This is a genomic window from Brevibacterium sp. Z349TD_9, assembly GCF_056173565.1.
The window spans coordinates 747112-762366 of sequence record NZ_CM149680.1; the positions used below are offsets into that span (position 1 = coordinate 747112).

General features: G+C 69.3%; 13 protein-coding genes. 5 read left to right on the forward strand and 8 right to left on the reverse strand.

Going from position 1 to position 15255, the window contains the following annotated elements:
• Positions 1 to 58: 58 nt before the first annotated feature.
• Positions 59 to 2332 carry an HNH endonuclease signature motif containing protein gene (locus AC0VYB_RS03205; RefSeq protein WP_475385034.1) on the reverse strand — a complete coding sequence of 758 codons (2274 nt, stop codon included), beginning with the start codon at positions 2330 to 2332 and terminating at the stop codon, positions 59 to 61.
• A 579-nt stretch (positions 2333 to 2911) separates the two neighbouring features.
• Between AC0VYB_RS03205 and AC0VYB_RS03210 the strand changes: the two genes are divergently transcribed.
• Positions 2912 to 3271, forward strand: coding sequence for a DUF779 domain-containing protein (locus AC0VYB_RS03210; protein WP_240388915.1), 360 nt, complete (start codon positions 2912 to 2914; stop codon positions 3269 to 3271).
• Between the two features lie 83 nt (positions 3272 to 3354).
• Here the strand turns inward: AC0VYB_RS03210 and AC0VYB_RS03215 are convergent, their stop codons facing one another.
• Genes AC0VYB_RS03215 through AC0VYB_RS03240 form a run of 6 tightly spaced genes read right to left on the reverse strand, consistent with a single transcriptional unit; the run spans position 3355 to position 11541 of the window.
• Entirely contained in the window at positions 3355 to 4737 is a 1383-nt protein-coding gene (locus AC0VYB_RS03215) for an alkylhydroperoxidase domain protein (RefSeq protein ID WP_475385035.1), read from the reverse strand.
• A 1-nt stretch (position 4738) separates the two neighbouring features.
• Complete coding sequence (locus tag AC0VYB_RS03220) at positions 4739 to 5878, reverse strand: putative FMN-dependent luciferase-like monooxygenase (RefSeq protein WP_475385036.1); 1140 nt, start codon at positions 5876 to 5878, stop codon at positions 4739 to 4741.
• An 8-nt stretch (positions 5879 to 5886) separates the two neighbouring features.
• Positions 5887 to 7710 (reverse strand): dipeptide ABC transporter ATP-binding protein, encoded by a 1824-nt coding sequence (locus AC0VYB_RS03225; protein ID WP_475385037.1) that lies wholly within the window; start codon positions 7708 to 7710, stop codon positions 5887 to 5889.
• Positions 7707 to 8609 carry an ABC transporter permease gene (locus tag AC0VYB_RS03230; protein WP_475385038.1) on the reverse strand — a complete coding sequence of 301 codons (903 nt, stop codon included), beginning with the start codon at positions 8607 to 8609 and terminating at the stop codon, positions 7707 to 7709. The genes AC0VYB_RS03225 and AC0VYB_RS03230 overlap by 4 nt, the downstream gene beginning before the upstream one ends.
• Complete coding sequence (locus tag AC0VYB_RS03235; protein WP_475385039.1) at positions 8606 to 9835, reverse strand: ABC transporter permease; 1230 nt, start codon at positions 9833 to 9835, stop codon at positions 8606 to 8608. Before AC0VYB_RS03235 ends, AC0VYB_RS03230 begins: the two co-directional genes overlap by 4 nt.
• Positions 9835 to 11541, reverse strand: coding sequence for a TIGR04028 family ABC transporter substrate-binding protein (locus AC0VYB_RS03240; RefSeq protein ID WP_144588382.1), 1707 nt, complete (start codon positions 11539 to 11541; stop codon positions 9835 to 9837). The genes AC0VYB_RS03235 and AC0VYB_RS03240 overlap by 1 nt, the downstream gene beginning before the upstream one ends.
• Positions 11542 to 11777: 236 nt before the next feature.
• Between AC0VYB_RS03240 and AC0VYB_RS03245 the strand changes: the two genes are divergently transcribed.
• The 3 genes from AC0VYB_RS03245 to AC0VYB_RS03255 are packed head-to-tail and all read left to right on the forward strand — an operon-like array spanning position 11778 to position 13858.
• Positions 11778 to 12428 (forward strand): VOC family protein, encoded by a 651-nt coding sequence (locus AC0VYB_RS03245; RefSeq protein ID WP_144588384.1) that lies wholly within the window; start codon positions 11778 to 11780, stop codon positions 12426 to 12428.
• Positions 12425 to 13078 carry a VOC family protein gene (locus AC0VYB_RS03250; RefSeq protein WP_236586899.1) on the forward strand — a complete coding sequence of 218 codons (654 nt, stop codon included), beginning with the start codon at positions 12425 to 12427 and terminating at the stop codon, positions 13076 to 13078. Before AC0VYB_RS03245 ends, AC0VYB_RS03250 begins: the two co-directional genes overlap by 4 nt.
• A 33-nt stretch (positions 13079 to 13111) precedes the next feature.
• Positions 13112 to 13858 carry a DUF3152 domain-containing protein gene (locus AC0VYB_RS03255; RefSeq protein ID WP_144588388.1) on the forward strand — a complete coding sequence of 249 codons (747 nt, stop codon included), beginning with the start codon at positions 13112 to 13114 and terminating at the stop codon, positions 13856 to 13858.
• Between the two features lie 22 nt (positions 13859 to 13880).
• Here AC0VYB_RS03255 and AC0VYB_RS03260 read toward each other — a convergent pair whose 3' ends face one another.
• On the reverse strand, positions 13881 to 14507 hold the full coding sequence (locus tag AC0VYB_RS03260; protein ID WP_144588390.1) for a MerR family transcriptional regulator: 627 nt from the start codon (positions 14505 to 14507) through the stop codon (positions 13881 to 13883).
• Between the two features lie 110 nt (positions 14508 to 14617).
• Here AC0VYB_RS03260 and AC0VYB_RS03265 point away from each other — a divergent pair, with 110 nt between their 5' ends.
• Entirely contained in the window at positions 14618 to 15169 is a 552-nt protein-coding gene (locus AC0VYB_RS03265) for a DUF4188 domain-containing protein (protein ID WP_475385040.1), read from the forward strand.
• Positions 15170 to 15255: the final 86 nt, after the last annotated feature.

The following is a 15255-nucleotide window of genomic DNA, read 5'->3' on the forward strand; positions in this document are numbered from 1 at the left end:
AATTGGCGCGGAGTTCCGGCAGTAGGGCAGATCAGAAGGGGCTGATCAGAGCTGTGGCTCAGAAGGGCGGAGGATCGCCGTTGTCCCAGACCCATTCGGTTTCGGTCCGCTTCTTTCCGTTGTAGCTGCGAAAGAAGTCGGTCCGTTTCACCCACCCCGGTGTCCCGATGCTGCCTTCGGGTCCTGGGCACTCCTCACCGGTGCGGACGTCGCCGGGCTGGGGGTCGGGTTCCGGTGGCGGTGGTGGGAAGCGCGGATCGAAGTATTCGTCCGATGAGCCGCTCTCCGTGAGCTCGCCGCGCTCTGTGAGCTCGCCGCTCTCCATGAGTCTGGCGTGCTCGAAGTTGACAGGGTTGTCCCCTGCCGCCACCGAGGCCCGGATTCCGTGGGGGAATCGGTACTCGATGATCCCTTTGTCGTTCATGGCCACGGAGTAGTTGCCGTCGGTCTTGCTCTGATGGTCCTTCTTGCACAGCGGATGGAGGTTGCCGAACACGGTCAGACCTCCCAGAGCGGGATTGTCGTGGTCGAAGGGGATGATGTGGTCGACTTCGGAGGCCTCGGCGCGTCTTCGACAGCCGGGCATCGTGCATGCCTGCCATTTCGCGGTCAGTGTCTGTCGGACCCTCGCTGGGATGTAGTAGGTCGTGGCGTTGGCGTCGACGGGGGTTCCTGTTGCGGGGTCGGTGAGGATCCGAGTCCAGGTGGAGCACTCCTTGGCGATCCTGCGCGCCGTGTCGGCAGGGATCGGCGAACCGTCGGGAAAGGTGCCGGGCAGGTCGGAGTAGCCGAGGAGAGTGAGGAACGGCACCGTGGTGATCATCTTGCCCTGCGCGGCCAGCCAGTAGGCGTCAGTGGGCATGGTGAGGAGGATGTCGATCAGCCGGCCCTTCCTGCGGACGGTGCCGATGAGGTGGTCGTCTGTGCTGTCACGGCCGATGCCGTGATCGGTGCGGGCAATGGGACCGAAGGCCGAATCGGTGACCTCGGAGCCCGAAGCGTTCTCCGCGTCAGCCCCACGGCCGGCAAGAGCGTCAGTGCTGGCTCCGGTAGTGATGTCGGCGCTGTCTCCGGCGATGCATGCCCCGGTTCCGGCAAGCGACCTGCGGTTGCCGCTCACCGAGGGGTCCGCAGAGATGCCGACCGCCTCGGCGGCTGCGGTGATCCGCTCGGCGACATCGGCGACGTTGCGGACGCCTTCGAGGTCGAGCGGCAGTTCGCTGGTGCCGATCACCCCGGTGTCGGTCTCCTCGGTGCGAACCTGGATGCGGACCTGTGGGCAGGTGCGGGTGAAGATGTCGAACATCAGTGCCGCGATCGCACGGTCGTCCTCGATGACGGCACCGTCGGGGATCTGGTCGCCGAACGCAGCCGTGTTGCCGTTGCGGATCGCCTTCGCGAATGCTTCGATGCGGAGGAAGCAGGCCTGCAGCTCCGCCGATGGCCCGGTGAGGGTGAGACACGATGAGCCGTCGGGGTAGGTGGTGATGTCGACCCGGCGACGCTCGAATGCCTGTTGGGTGCGCTCGTCGGCGGGTTCGAGGACGCTGACCCTCATCGCGAGCGACTTCTTGAACGTCTCGATGGTGATGTCTGCGCGCCGGGTCTCGAGGTAGTCGTCGATGTGGCGGAGGTCGGAGAACCGGACGCTCTTGCACAACCGAGTCGCGGCGTGGACGTGGGCGATGGTGAACTCTCCTGCCAGGCACCGAGCATGGAACTTCGGCAGGCCGTGGACCAGAGTCATCGCGTCGTTGATGTGTGCGTAGGTGCCTGCGGTGGTGGTGCCGAGAATGGCGGTGAACTCGCCGATCTCCTCGGTGTGGGAGTGCATGTGGACCCATCCGTCGATGGTCTGGGTCTCCCGGAACCTCGGGAAGCCGGGTACGGACGTCGCGTCAGGGGTGACTGAGGGGGCTTCCACGAGCGCGGCATCGCCGTCCGCGGTCGACTCAGCGGATGGATCCGACGTGCTTTCCGCATCCGCCTCGGCGGGAGTCGTGGCAACCCCGTCACCGCTATTGGACTCGCTCTCCCTATTAGCGGCATCTGCGAATCGGGACGCGGTCTCGGTGAGGGTTGCGTGCCGGTAGGGGGATTCCGGATTGGGGTTGAGGAGGCCCAGGTGATCGATGACTTCGGCGAGGAAGAGCGAGGCCGTGGTCTCGAGGGCGACGAGCTGAGCATGATCGCTGCTCGTGTAGACGTCGAGGACGTCGGCGAAAGGGGAATCGGCGTCGACCACGAGGCGAGGAGGCGTGCTCGGCTGATCGGGAGGCTCCTCGTCGGCAGCACTCGAGCCGGGTCCTGCGGGGTTCGCGAGGTCTGTCACTGCCGGTCACCTGCCTTCTCCACAACAGTGTGGATCGTTGCTCTCAGTCTAGACCTCAGAGGGAATACTGTCAATAGAAAGTTCGAAACTCGTTCGAACTAAGATTCATCTGAATTCACTCTGGTGAGCGAGTTTTGAAGCGGTTCGACCTCGCCGTGGACCACTCTTGTTCTCCTGTCTGCCGCGGCCTAGGCTGGAACGACAGAGTCGGTCGTCGGACGGCTTGTCGCCTGCAGGTGAGTCGGCGGTCGTCCGCCGGCGGTGAACTCCGACCGACGCCGGAGTGGATCGACATCGACCCCGTCGTTGCGGAGGTGGAGGACAACGGCGCGATCGCGCCGCCTCAGCGATCCGCGAGAACCGGCTCCTGCGACAACCGATGGAGGTCATGTCATGAGCGAACAGATCGACACCGCGAAGGTCGGTGACGACCGGATCCCCGCCGACCGGAGCCCGGCAGAGTCGACGCCCGCTGGCCGCAGCGCACCCGATGAGCACGCCGAGCCAGCCGACCAGACCGCTCCGACCGCACTCGAATCGTCACCGACGATCGAGGGGGAGACGAAGTCCCGGGTGGCGATGACGCAGGCCACGGTCGACCTCCTCGGCGACCTCGTCGCCAAACACGGTCAGCTGATGTTCCATCAGTCGGGCGGCTGCTGCGACGGCTCCTCGCCGATGTGCTTCCCCGAGGGCGACTTCCTCACCTCCGATGCCGATGTCCTCCTCGGCCACTTCGACCTGCCCCTGCCCGATGCCGACGCTGACGGCACCACCACCTCGGGGATCGACTTCTGGATGTCGGCCGAGCAGTTCGAGTACTGGAAGCACACCCACCTCACCGTCGACGTCGTCCCCGGCCGCGGCGCGGGCTTCAGCGTCGAATCCCCGACGGGAAACCGCTTCATCATCCGCTCGACGCTCATGGACGTCGGATAGTGAGCGGCGTCGGGTAGGTAAGCGTCGGACGGGGAGGCGTCGGACAGTGTGCCGGACCGCCGCATCCGGCAGTCCCGCCGCGCCTACCTCGTCTTCCCCGATGCGATGAGCTCGGGCTCTCCCAGGGAGAGCATGAGCCGGTTCGCCCAGTTGAAGAACGCCGCCCCACCGAGGACATCGATGATGTCCGCATCGGTCAGTCCCGCCTCCCGCAGCGCCGCCACCCGGTCCGGTCCGAATGCCGGCGGGGTGAGGCTGAGAGCGACCGAGGCGTCGACGACGGCATCCCACACCGGATCGCCGAGGTGGGACGGCTCATCCGTCCCCGTATCCAACATCTGCTGGACGAGGTCCCGTCGGCCGGACTCCTCGCTCGCCCGGTCCGAGTGGATCGACGCGCAGAACAGGCACCCGTTGAGCCTGGAGGCCGCCGTTGCCGCGAGCTCGCGCTCCGCCCGGCCGAGGCCGTCGCTGACGTTGAAGAAGATGTCGAAGTCGGTGAGCGTGCGCGCCCGCAGCGCCGCCGGATCCCGCGCGAGCAGGCGGAAGTACGGGTTCTTCGCCCGCCCGGCCTCGATGAGGGCATCGCGCTGCGCCTCGGTGAGGTCCGCCTCGGCGACGGGCGCGATCCACGGCACCCAGCCGAGCCCGGACTGCTGGAAGACCTCCGGCCGCGTGAGGTCGGGGTACGCGTTCACCCGGGCCCCCACCTCGGCGAGGGCTGACGACCGCGCTCCGGTTCCGGATCCATCGGCACCCGACCCGGATCCCGCCCCCGAGGACCCTGCCCCGGAAGACCCACCGGCCCGTCCATCCGCCGAGGTGAGCGGGCGGGAGGGGATCTGCTCCTCGGCCGCGGCGGGGGCGTGGAGGAGGGCGGCGAGCCCGACGCTCAACCGGATCTGGAAGTTGAGAAAGGAGATCAGCTGGGCGAGCGTGACGATTCCGTCCTCGTCCCAGCCGGCGGCGAGCAGCTTGGCGAGGTCCTCGGGCTCGGCATCGCGGGGATGGAGGACGAGGAGGTGGGCGAATTCGATCCCCGCCGAGGTGACCGGCCCGAGCGTGTCCCGTGCCTTCGCACCGACGCTCAGCCAGGGTCCGTCGACGTTCTCCTCGGCCAGCCGCGCAGATCCGTAGCTCCCGTACGGGCCGCGGACGGGGTTCGTCGCGTCGAGGTCGACGACGGTGTCGTCGAGGAGTTCGGCGATCGCCCACGACGCAGCTTCGTCCTCGTCGCGCAGCAGGTCCCGGTAGAACTCCTCGCCGGCGGTCGAGCCGAGCAGCCCGGCGGTGAACGCGGCGATGACGTAGCGGTCGCGGTAGGAGAAGTCGCCCGGCTCCTCGGGTTCGAGGAGTGCCTCGAAGCTCAGCTGCGCGTTCTCCTTCGCCTGAGGGCGGTGGTCGCGGAGGCGGTCGAGGGAGTCGCCCTCGGTGAGGCCGGCGAGGAGGTTGATGATGTCGGGCATCTCAGCGCGCCGATCCGGCCGCCGCAGCCCCGAGACTGACAGAGCCGCCGCCGGCGCCAGAGCCAGAGCCAACCCTTGCACCCGCGACTGCACCACCCTCGACCTGCAGCCCGAGCGCCGGAGCGACCTCGGTGGCCAGCAGTTCGATCGAGCGCAGCGTGTGCTCGTTCGTCGCCGGCACCGAGTGGACCTGGAAGCTCACGTCGCTCACGCGTGGCAGCACCCGGTCGGCGGCGAGGCGCTCGATGACCTGCCCGGGCGTGCCGAGGTGCGTGTCGGTCGCGATGAGCAGCTCGTCGAGGCTGAGACCGGAGGTGTCGTAGCCGACGAGGCGGTTCGCCTCGGCGCGCAGGGCGGGTTCGGTGAGTTCGCGCAGCCGGGGGAGATCCTCGGCGTCGGCGACGACCGCGGTGCGCGATGCGAGGATGCGCGGCTCGATACCGCCGGGCAGCGCGGACAGGTAGGTGTCGATGACCGGCAGCTGCACCTCGTCGAGGGTCGCGGAGGTGTTCTCCGCCGGGCGCGGCTGGGTGCGCGAGAGCATGAGCCCGTCCCCAGCGGTTCCCGCGGCACCGGCCCCGACCGCGGAGAACGTCGCCTGCCACAGGCGATCAGCCAGCCCCGGCGCCTGCGGGTAGAGGCGGTAGCCCTCCGGCTGGACATCCCCCGCGGCGAGCGCGTCGCCTGCGAACAGGGTCCTCAGCGCCGCAAGATTGTCGGCGAAGACGGTGCGCCGATCGTCGAAGGTCGTCCCGAAGGCGGGGAACGACTTGGGGTTCCCGCCCGAGCCGAGCCCGATCTCGAGGCGACCGCCGGAGAGCGCATCGACGACGGCGGCGTCCTCGGCCACCCGCACCCCGTTCTCCATCGGCAGGGTGATGATCGCGGTGCCGAGCCGGATCCGCGAGGTCCGTGCCGCCGCGTGGGAGAGGAAGACGAGCGGCGAGGGCAGACCGCCCTCGGTCGCGGAGAAGTGGTGCTGGGCGACCCAGGCCGTGGCGAAGCCGAACCGCTCGGCCGTCTCGATCTGCTCGAGCGCGAACCGGTACCGCTGCTCGGCGGGCGCGTCCTCGAGGAGGCGGGTGAAGAACCCGAGCCGAGGGCCGGTCGTGGGCGTGGGGGTGGTGATCGTGTCGGTCATCGTGGATCTCAGCTCTCTGCCGCGGCGAGGGTGCCGGCGGCGGTGGGGTCGGAGGGGGTGGCGGAATTAGGGGCGGAGGTGTCGGGGAGGCCGGAGGCACCGTGGGCACTCGGGGTGCCCGGGGTGCGGCTTCCCTGGAGCGCGAGCGGGCGGGGGATCGCGTCGAGGAGGGTGCGCGTGTACGCCGTCTGCGGCCGGGTGAAGAGGTCCTCGGTGCGCCCGGACTCGACGAGGTGGCCCCCGGACATCACCGACACCGTGTCCGCGATCTGCCGAACGACGGCGAGATCGTGGGAGATGAAGACATAGGTGAGTCCGAGTTCGTCCTGGAGCTCGCCGAGGAGGCGAAGGATCTGCGCCTGGACCGTGACGTCGAGCGCGGAGACCGCTTCGTCGAAGACGACGAGTTCGGGTCCGGCGATGAGCGCGCGGGCGATCGCCACCCGCTGCAGCTGCCCGCCCGAGAGCTCGCGCGGCCGCCGCTGCACATACGATCCCGGCAGGGCGACCTTCTCGAGGATCGACGCCACCCGCTGCCCGCGGTCGGCGCGGGTGCCGATGCGGAAGTTCCGCAGCGGCTCGGTGAGGATCGCCCCGATCGACTGCTTCGGATCGAGCGCGGAGTAGGGGTTCTGGTGGACGAGCTGGACCGTGCGCCGCAGTTCGCGCAGTCGCCGGCGCCGCTGTCCTCCCTCGCCGAGGCGGGCCGCATCGATCTCGCCGATCCGCACCGACCCGGCCTGCGGGGTGAGGAAGCCGGCGAGTGCCTTGCCCGTCGTCGTCTTCCCCGACCCGGATTCGCCGACGATGCCGTGCGTCGTCCCGCGGGCGACGGTGAGGGAGACGTCCTCGACGCCGATGACCGGGGCGGGTTCGGCGGCAGAGGTTCCGGTGGCAGGGTCGTCGGTACGCGCGTAGACTTGCGTGAGGCCCTCGACCGAGACGAACCCGGCAGCCGCCTCGGCGCCCTGACCTGCCGCCTCGGCGCTCGCATCTGTCCGCACCTTCGTCTCTCTGACCTGCAGGGCTGGGGCGTCGGCGAGCAGCCGCGAGGTGTAGTCGGTGGCCGGGCGGGAGAAGATCTCCTCGGCCGGTCCTGCTTCGACGACCCTGCCCGACTGCATGACGACGACGTCGTCGGCCCGTTCCCCGGCGACCGCGAGGTCGTGGGTGATGAGGAGGACACCCATGCCGGTCTCCGCACGCAGTTCGTCGAGGAGGTCGAGGATGCGCTTCTGCACGGTGACGTCGAGCGCCGAGGTCGGTTCGTCGGCGATGAGCAGCCGCGGCCGCAGCGCGATGCCTGCGGCGATGAGCACGCGCTGCCGCATCCCGCCGGAGAGTTCGCGCGGGTACTGGTCGACTCGCAGCTCAGGACGGTCGATGCCGACGCGCTCGAGGAGGTCGAGGACCTCGGCGCGGGCGGTGCGGCGATCGGACCGCCGGTGGATGCGCAGCGCCTCGGCGACGGACCGGCCCACGGTCTGCAGCGGGTTGAGGGAGCTGCCGGGATCCTGGGGGACGTAGCCGATCTGGGCTCCCCGCACATCGCGCCAGGCACGGGGTGACAGGGAGTCGAGTGCCGCCTCGCCGAGGTGGATGCTCCCGGCCGTGACCCGCGCGGATTCGGGGAGGAGACCGAGGACGGCGTTCGCCGTCGTCGACTTGCCCGACCCGGATTCGCCGACGACCGCGGTCACGTGTCCGGGGCGGACGGTAAGGTCGAGCCCATCGACCGCAGGGTCACCGGTCCCACCGCGGTGGGAGTAGTCGACGGTGAGTCCGCGCACGGACAGCAGAGACGCGGTCGGGGGAGCGAGGAGGTCGGTCATGATGTCGCCTTTCGCAGGGTGTTGCCGATCTGGTGAGTGGCGAGCACGATCGCCATGACGACGAGGCCGGGCAGGACCGTCAGCCACCACGCGGTGGCGACGAAGTTGCGGCCCTCGGCGATGATGAGGCCCCACTCGGGGGTCGGCGGCGGCGTGCCGTAGCCGAGGAATCCGAGCGTGGAGATCTGAAGGATCGCCGAGCCGATCTGGAGGACGGCGAGAGTGAGCACCGGCGAGATCGAGTTCGGGAGGATGTGCCGGACGAGCACGGACCAGTACGTGCCACCGGACCCGTACGCGGCGGCGACGAAGTCGCTCGTATCGATCCGCACGGCCTCGGATCGGGCGAGCCGGGCGAACTGCGCGATTGCGGTGACGCCGACCGCGATCGCCGCGTTGATCGTGCCGAAGCCGAGGACGATGACGATCGAGAGGCTGAGCAGGATCGCGGGGATCGAGAGGAGGACGTCGACGGCGCGCATGAGGACGTCGTCGACCCAGCCGCGGCGGGTGCCCGCGATGAGTCCGATGGTCGTGCCGACGATGAGACCGACCCCGACCGCGATGAGCGCTGCAAGCAGGGACTGGGAGGCGCCGTAGACGACGCGGGTGAAGACGTCGCGTCCCGTCTGGTCGGTGCCGAACCAGTGCTCGAGGCTCGGGGCGAGCAGTGCCGGCGTCGTCCCGCCGTCGTTGGGGTCGTACTGCGTGAACAGGCCGGGCAGCAGAGCCCAGAGGACCGCGATGAGGAGGACGAGGCCGGAGATGACGGTGGCCGGACCGATGAGCGCACCGGCACTTGAGCGCAGTCGCCCGGAGCCGGGGCGGGTCCGTCGGGAGTTCGGGCGCACGCGTCCGGTGCCCTGCGCTGTGCGCGTGAGGCTGGAGATGAAGCTCATGGGGTCCTCTTTCCGTTCAGGGCTCGGCCCGGCTCGGCCGCGTCCTGGGCAGAGGTGGCGGGTCCGCCGGCGGCAGAACTGTCTGCGGGGCCGGCACTGTCAGCGGGACCGACGGCAGAGGGCTCACCCCAGTTGAGGGTGACGCCGACGCTGGACGCGCTCGCCGCCAGCGCCTCCTTCGTCGTGGGGTCGGTGGCGGTGACTGCGCTGCGTGCGGTGCTCGAACGAGCGCCGCCTCGACCGCTTCCGCGTCCTGCCCTCGCCGAGGCGGTTCCCGGTTTCCCGCGCAGACGGACGTCGATGACGGGGTAGAGGAGGTCGACGGCGAGGTTGATGACGACGTAGCCGAGCGTGGCGAGAACGACGACGGCGAGCAGGATCGGGTTGTCCCGGTTCGTCACGGCCTGCGCGGTGATCTGGCCGATGCCGTTGCGGCCGAACACGGTCTCGGTGACGACGGCCCCGGCGACGAGCTCGCCGAAGACGAGGCCGACGATCGTCAGGCCCGGCAGCAGGGCGTTGCGGGCGACGGTGTGGATGAGGATCCACCTCTCGGACGCGCCCTTGGCGGCGGTGACCTTGACGAAGCCTGCGGCTTTGACCTCGGTGATCGAGCGGATGAGGACCTGCGCGATGGGGGCCGAGAGCGGGACGGCCACAGTGAGCGTGGGGAGGACGAGCGCCTCGGCGGGGGTGGGGGAGACGACGGAGACGATGCCGAGCTGGAAGGAGAAGACCTGGATGAGGAGGATCCCCAGCCAGAACACGGGGATGGAGATGAAGAGGCTCGGCACGGAGTCGAGGACCCTGCGCACCCACGCCTGCGGGCCGGTCGCCGGACCGTAGGTCGCGAAGACGGCGATGAGAACGGCGAGGACGACCGCGGTGAGGAAGCCGGAGACGGCCAGGGCGATCGTCGACGGCAGGGCCGCGGCGACGATCGTCGAGACCGCGGCCCCCGTCTGGACGGAGAAGCCGAAGTCGCCGGTGAGGAATCCTCCGAGCGTGATGAGATACCGGGCGAGCAGCGGCTCGTCGGCCCCGGTCTCGGCACGGATCGCCGCGACCTGGTCGGCGGAGAGGCCGAGCGCGGGATCGGCGAAGCGTGCCGTGACGCCGTCGCCGGGGATGACCGAGAGGAGGATGAAGGCCGCGGTGAAGGCGAGGAGGAGGACGAGCACGGCTTGGCCGAGTCGGAGGAGGACATAGCGGAGGTCGATCATCATCAGCTCGCAATCCAGGTGCTGTAGAAGTCGGGACGGCCAACGGGTTCGGTGGTGAAGCCGTGGACGCGGCGACGGAACGCGAAGACCTGGGGCTCCTCGAAGAACGGGAGGACATAGGCCTGGTCGACGAGGTAGTCCTGAACCGCCTCGGCGGCGGCCTGGCGCTTCGTCGTCTCCGGTTCGGAGGCGAGCTTCTCGAGGAGGCGGTCGATCTCGGGGTCGACGGTGTCGTCGCGCGTGTCGTCTCGGCCGGGGGCGTTGAGGAAGACGTCGCGGTTGACCGAGGAGTAGTTCGACCGGAGGTTGTCGTAGTCGGCGCGGGCGACCATCGAGTGGTAGATCTGGATGCGATCGAGTTCGAGGGCGTCGAGCGTCTGCTTCGCCTGGTCGCCGGGGTTGATCGACAGGCGCACACCGACGCGGCGCAGCTGCTGCTGGATGAGCGTCTGGACCTCGTTCGACCGCGGTTGGGGCAGGGCCGTGTTCACGGTCAGCGCGAGCACCTGCCCGTCCATGACCCGGTACCCGTTCTCGCCGAGGACCCATCCGGCCTCATCAAGGAGGCGGGCCGCCTCGGCGGGGTCGTAGGTCCACGACCCCGACTGATCCTTGTAGCCCATCGCGCCCTTGGCGAGGAGGCCGGTGGCCAGCGGGTAGTTCGGGGTGAAGAGCTTGTCGACGATCTCCTGCCGGTCGATCGCCGCGATGAGCGCCTGCCGCACGCGGATGTCGGAGAGGAGGTCCGTGCGGAAGCGGAAGTTGATGCTGTTGTTGATCCCGTTCGTCGCCTTCGCATAGAGGCGCAGCCCCTGCTCTTCGACGCGGGTCTCGTCCGGGGCCTGGACGTCGCGGACCCCGTCGGCCTGACCGGAGAGGACGGCGCCGATGCGCACCGAGTACTCGTTGTTGACCATGTAGTCGATGCCGTCGAGGTAGGGCCTGCCCTGGTGCTTGAGGTGCGGCGGCGCCCAGTCGTAGTCCTCGCGGGCGCGGACGGAGAGCTTTGTGCCGATCGTCTCCGCGGTGATGCGGAAGGGGCCGGCGGTGTGGATCTTCGTCGCTCCGCCGGGTCCGAAGCCCTCGGCGTCGAGGTCGAGGGTGGAATCGGCGAGGAGGCCCGCGTTCATCGTCGACGTCGCCTGCGCGAAGCCCGGGGACGGGGCGCTGAAGTGGAAGCGGACGCGGCGGTCGTCGAGGACCTCGCTGCGCTCGTAGTTCGAGATCTGCTCGGACACGGGCAGGGTCCGGGCTTCGTCGCCGCGGCCGAAGAGGTCGAAGTTCTTCGCGACGTTCGCCGGTGTCAGCGGCGACCCGTCGGAGTAGGTGACGCCGTCGCGCAGGGTGAACGTGTACTGCGTGGCGTCGGCGTTGACCTCGGGCAACTCGGTGGCCAGCCACGGATGGAGCTCGAGGGTCGTCGGGTCCTGCCAGAGCAGGCGGGCGGAGATGTTGTTCATGATCCCGCCGTTGGGGTAGAAGCCCACCGACGGCGGGTAGAGCAGCGTCCATGTCTGCGGCTCGAAGTACGTGAGCACCCCACCGGTCACCGGCGCTCCGTCGGTGAGCGGGTCGGTGTCCGTGGGTGTGCACGCGCTCAGCGTGATGAAGGTGCCGAGTCCGAGGCCGACGCCGAGGATGCTGCGGCGGGTCCGCATCGCCCTCGCCGAGGCGGGGGAGCGGGGCTCCGTCGTGGAGGTGAAGGTCATGGTTGTGAGGTCCTTCGAGCAGGTGGGAGCGCAGAGGTTCCCGAGAGCGGTGGAGCGGTGGTGCAGGCCTGAGCCGGAAAGGATCGGAGCTGTTTAGCTCAACAATCGGCGGTCGGCATCAATTCCATGTGGGCGCACATCATCGTCCGACATGTGGCGCTCCGCGGGTTCGTCTGCATGGGACGAGTCAACCGCACCCGGATACGCGGCGTCAACTCGTGCCTTAATATTGAGACATGCTGCTGCCGCGCGCCTTCGACCACGTCGTCATCGCCGTCCCGAATCTCGCTGAATCTGTTGAGCAATGCGAAGTCGTACTCGGGGTGCGTCCCGTGCTCGGAGGTGCCCATCCGGAGGCCGGCACGGCCAACGCCCTGCTCGGTTTCGAGGCGGGCGGTTCCGCCCTGGCTCGGGGGTATCTCGAGATCCTCGGCCCGGATCCGGAGCAGGATCCGGCTCTCGCCGAGACCCGGCTCGCCGGGGTCACCGAACCCGTCGTTCAGCGGTGGGCGGTCCACCCGGATGACTTCGACGGCCTCGTCGCGGCTGCTGCGGTCTCGAACGATCCGCCCGTCGACCTCGGCGGGGTCTATGACATGAGCCGGCGGACCCCAGAAGGTGAGGTCCTCGACTGGCGGCTGACGCGGCGGACTCCGCTCGCGCTCGGGGGAGTCCAGCCCTTCCTTATCGATTGGAAGGGCTCACCGCACCCGGCCGAGCAGGACCTGCCGCGGGTCACGCTCGACCAGTTCTGGGCGACGAGCCCCGACCCCGGAGCCGTCCGCGCCGTCCTCGCGGCCCTCGATGCGAGGATCGAGGTCGAGGAGGGTGAGGTCGACGCTCTCCATGTGCGGCTCGAGGGGCCGGGTGGACAATGGATCCTGTGATCCCTGCTCATCTTGACCACCTCGTCGTCACCGTTCCCGACCTCGCTGCCGGGGTCGCCGACTTCGCGCGGGCGACCGGAGTGAGGCCGGTGCCCGGGGGACGGCATCCGGGGTTCGGGACGGCGAACTTCCTCGTCGGACTCGCCCCGGCCGGATGGCAGGCGGGAGCGCGCACGTACCTCGAGATCCTCGGCCCCGATCCTGGGCAGGAGCGCCCTGCCGACGGGACCCTGCCGCTCGATGCGCATCTGGCGACAGCCCCGACCCTGCAGACATGGGCGATCCACCCGCCGGAGTTCCCGGACAGGGTTGCGGCGGCGAACTCCGCGGGCGTCGACATCGGCGAGGTGAGGGACATGTCGCGTGAGACCGCGGACGGCGAGCTGCTCGAGTGGCGACTGACCTCCCGGGCGCCCCTGCCGGCGGAGGGGACGCAGCCGTTCCTCATCGACTGGGGAGAGTCGGCGCACCCCGCCGAGGCGGGCCTGCCGACCGTGGAGCTGCTTTCGTTCTCGATCTCCTCACCGGATGCCGAGGCGACCCGGCGCGCTCTCGAGATCCTCGGAGTCGGTGACGCCGCGGTGGTCGCCGGTGAGGCGTATGGGCTGCAGGCGGTGCTCCGCGGACCGGGCGGTCGGCTCGAGTTCTGAGGGCTGCGCCCCTCTCCCGGTTAGACTCGCCCTGTGACTCATCCCCGTTCGCGCGCCGTCCGTGCCGCCTCGGCGCTCGCCGTCCTCACGCTCCTCGCCGGTATCGGCGCGTGCGCGCCGGCTGCTGAGCCGACAGAGACGCGGCGGACGCCGCAGGCCGTCGAGACGATCGCCGCCCCCTCGGTGACCGAGCCGGCCGAGCCGACCACGGGTCCGACCACCGGGTCGACGCAGGAGGCGGTGAGCGAGGACGACATCGAGATGGAGGGCAGCGGAGAGTGGAAGCGGCCCGCCGAGGAGGTCGGTCCCAACCGCGACGGCGGCCGGACGTTCCAGGTCGCGCTGCGGGTCGAGGACAACCTGCCGATCGACGTCGACGAGGCGGCCGGCTTCATCATCGATACGCTCCAGGACGAGCGGGGGTGGCAGGACATCGACGATGTCTCGATCGAGCTCGTCGACAAGGGACAGGATGCGATGATCAGCATCGCGAGCCCGAACACCGTCGACGAGATGTGCCTGCCGCTGCGCACCCTCGGCAAGCTCTCGTGCCGCAACGGGCCCAATGTCATCCTCAATGCGAAGCGCTGGGTGAGTGCGACCGAGGAGTTCGACGATCTCACTCAGTACCGGCAGTACCTCATCAACCACGAGGTCGGCCACGCCCTCGGCCACGGACACGCATCGTGCCCGGGCACGGGAAAGACCGCCCCGCTCATGCAGCAGCAGACGAAGGGACTCCAAGGCTGCAAGCCCAATGGCTGGCCGTCTGAAGGTTAGGGGCACAGGCTCCCCTCAGCCCTCAGCCCTCAGCGCTCGAATCTGCGTCCCTGAACCTCCGGGTCGCAACATCCTGCTGGGCCAGCCGGCGCAGGGCGAGCAGCACGGGTTCGAGGAGCAGAGTGCCGAGCACGGCCTGACGGACGGCCCCGTCGATCTCGTCGGTGGGCACGGTCGCCACCTCCGCCTCGGCGAGGTCATGGATGGTACGACCGTAGCGAGCGAGCCCGCCGTCGAGGACCTCGACGCCGCCGGCCTCGACGGCGCGCAGAGCACTCGCAAGCTGGCGGACCTCGACGCTCTCCGGATCCACCGACCATCCGAGTTCAGCGATGAGCGCAAGGGCAGGGCCGTCGTCGGGGGCATCGGCGGGCTCCTGCGCGGTCGCCTCCTGTGCGGCGCCGAGGACGCCGATGAACGTCTCCGGCGGATCGTCGATGACTCCGAGCACGCGCTTCGCCTTCTCGATCGAGAGCCGTGCCGGGCCGAGAAGCGCGCGGATGAGCTCGAGGCGGTCGACGTGCGCCTGGGAGTAGACCGCCTGCGTCGCCGAGGTCCGCTCGCCGACGGGCAGCAGACCTTCACGCAGGTAGTACTTGATCGTCGCCACCGGCACGTCGCTGCGGCGCGAGAGCTCGGAGATGCGCATGCGGACCTCGTTTCGTTCATCGGAGACGAATGTCGACCGACCCTTGACATTGGAGAGTCAAGGTATCCAATATTGGAGAGTGCAGATATCCATTATGGCAGGGGCGAGCGATGGCGACGACAGCGAACACACCAGAGGCGACTGATCCACCGACCGGCGCAGGCGCGCCGAGGAGTTCGCGGCGAGCAGTCCCCGGGCCGGAGAAGCTCACCCGCGACTACGACGGCGAGCTCGTCGTCTTCATCATCGGCATGCGGATCCGCCGATGGTGGCGCTTCGACCAGTGGATACCGGTCTTCGCGGCCATGCCGCGGATGCTCGCCGAGCTCTCCGCGGACCCGGACTCGGGAATGCGCGGCTACCGGCTCGTGTTCGATCCCCGTGGGCCCTGGCTCGTCCAGTACTGGGATTCGCTCGAGAAGATCTACAGCTACGCCGCCGCCCCCGAATCCGAGCACCGTCCGGCCTGGACGGCGTTCAACAAGCGGGCCCGCTCGGCGCCGAACGCCGTCGGCGTCTGGCATGAGACGTTCCCCGTCGCCGGGGCCGAGTCGATGTACGTCGGCACGCCGCCGTTGGGCCTCGCGAAGGCCGTCGGCACCCGTCCGGTCGGTCCGCGCAGCGCCCGCGCCCGTGACCGGCAGGCGCGTCGCGACCGGTGAGGGGCCCGCGCCGCAGCGGCCGCGGAGACCTCGCTCACGCTCGGATTCGGGCGGGGAATAACCCCGAAGTGATTCTCGTTGATTGG

Bases quoted from the DNA above. Each gene is read 5' to 3' on its own strand.
- AC0VYB_RS03260 (WP_144588390.1), bottom strand. From the start codon at position 14,507: ATGCGCATCTCCGAGCTCTCGCGCCGCAGCGACGTGCCGGTGGCGACG.
- AC0VYB_RS03230 (WP_475385038.1), bottom strand. From the start codon at position 8,609: ATGAGCTTCATCTCCAGCCTCACGCGCACAGCGCAGGGCACCGGACGC.
- AC0VYB_RS03240 (WP_144588382.1), bottom strand. From the start codon at position 11,541: ATGACCTTCACCTCCACGACGGAGCCCCGCTCCCCCGCCTCGGCGAGG.
- AC0VYB_RS03220 (WP_475385036.1), bottom strand. From the start codon at position 5,878: ATGACCGACACGATCACCACCCCCACGCCCACGACCGGCCCTCGGCTC.
- AC0VYB_RS03225 (WP_475385037.1), bottom strand. From the start codon at position 7,710: ATGACCGACCTCCTCGCTCCCCCGACCGCGTCTCTGCTGTCCGTGCGC.
- AC0VYB_RS03235 (WP_475385039.1), bottom strand. From the start codon at position 9,835: ATGATGATCGACCTCCGCTATGTCCTCCTCCGACTCGGCCAAGCCGTG.
- AC0VYB_RS03265 (WP_475385040.1), top strand. From the start codon at position 14,618: ATGGCGACGACAGCGAACACACCAGAGGCGACTGATCCACCGACCGGC.
- AC0VYB_RS03245 (WP_144588384.1), top strand. From the start codon at position 11,778: ATGCTGCTGCCGCGCGCCTTCGACCACGTCGTCATCGCCGTCCCGAAT.
- AC0VYB_RS03215 (WP_475385035.1), bottom strand. From the start codon at position 4,737: ATGCCCGACATCATCAACCTCCTCGCCGGCCTCACCGAGGGCGACTCC.
- AC0VYB_RS03210 (WP_240388915.1), top strand. From the start codon at position 2,912: ATGACGCAGGCCACGGTCGACCTCCTCGGCGACCTCGTCGCCAAACAC.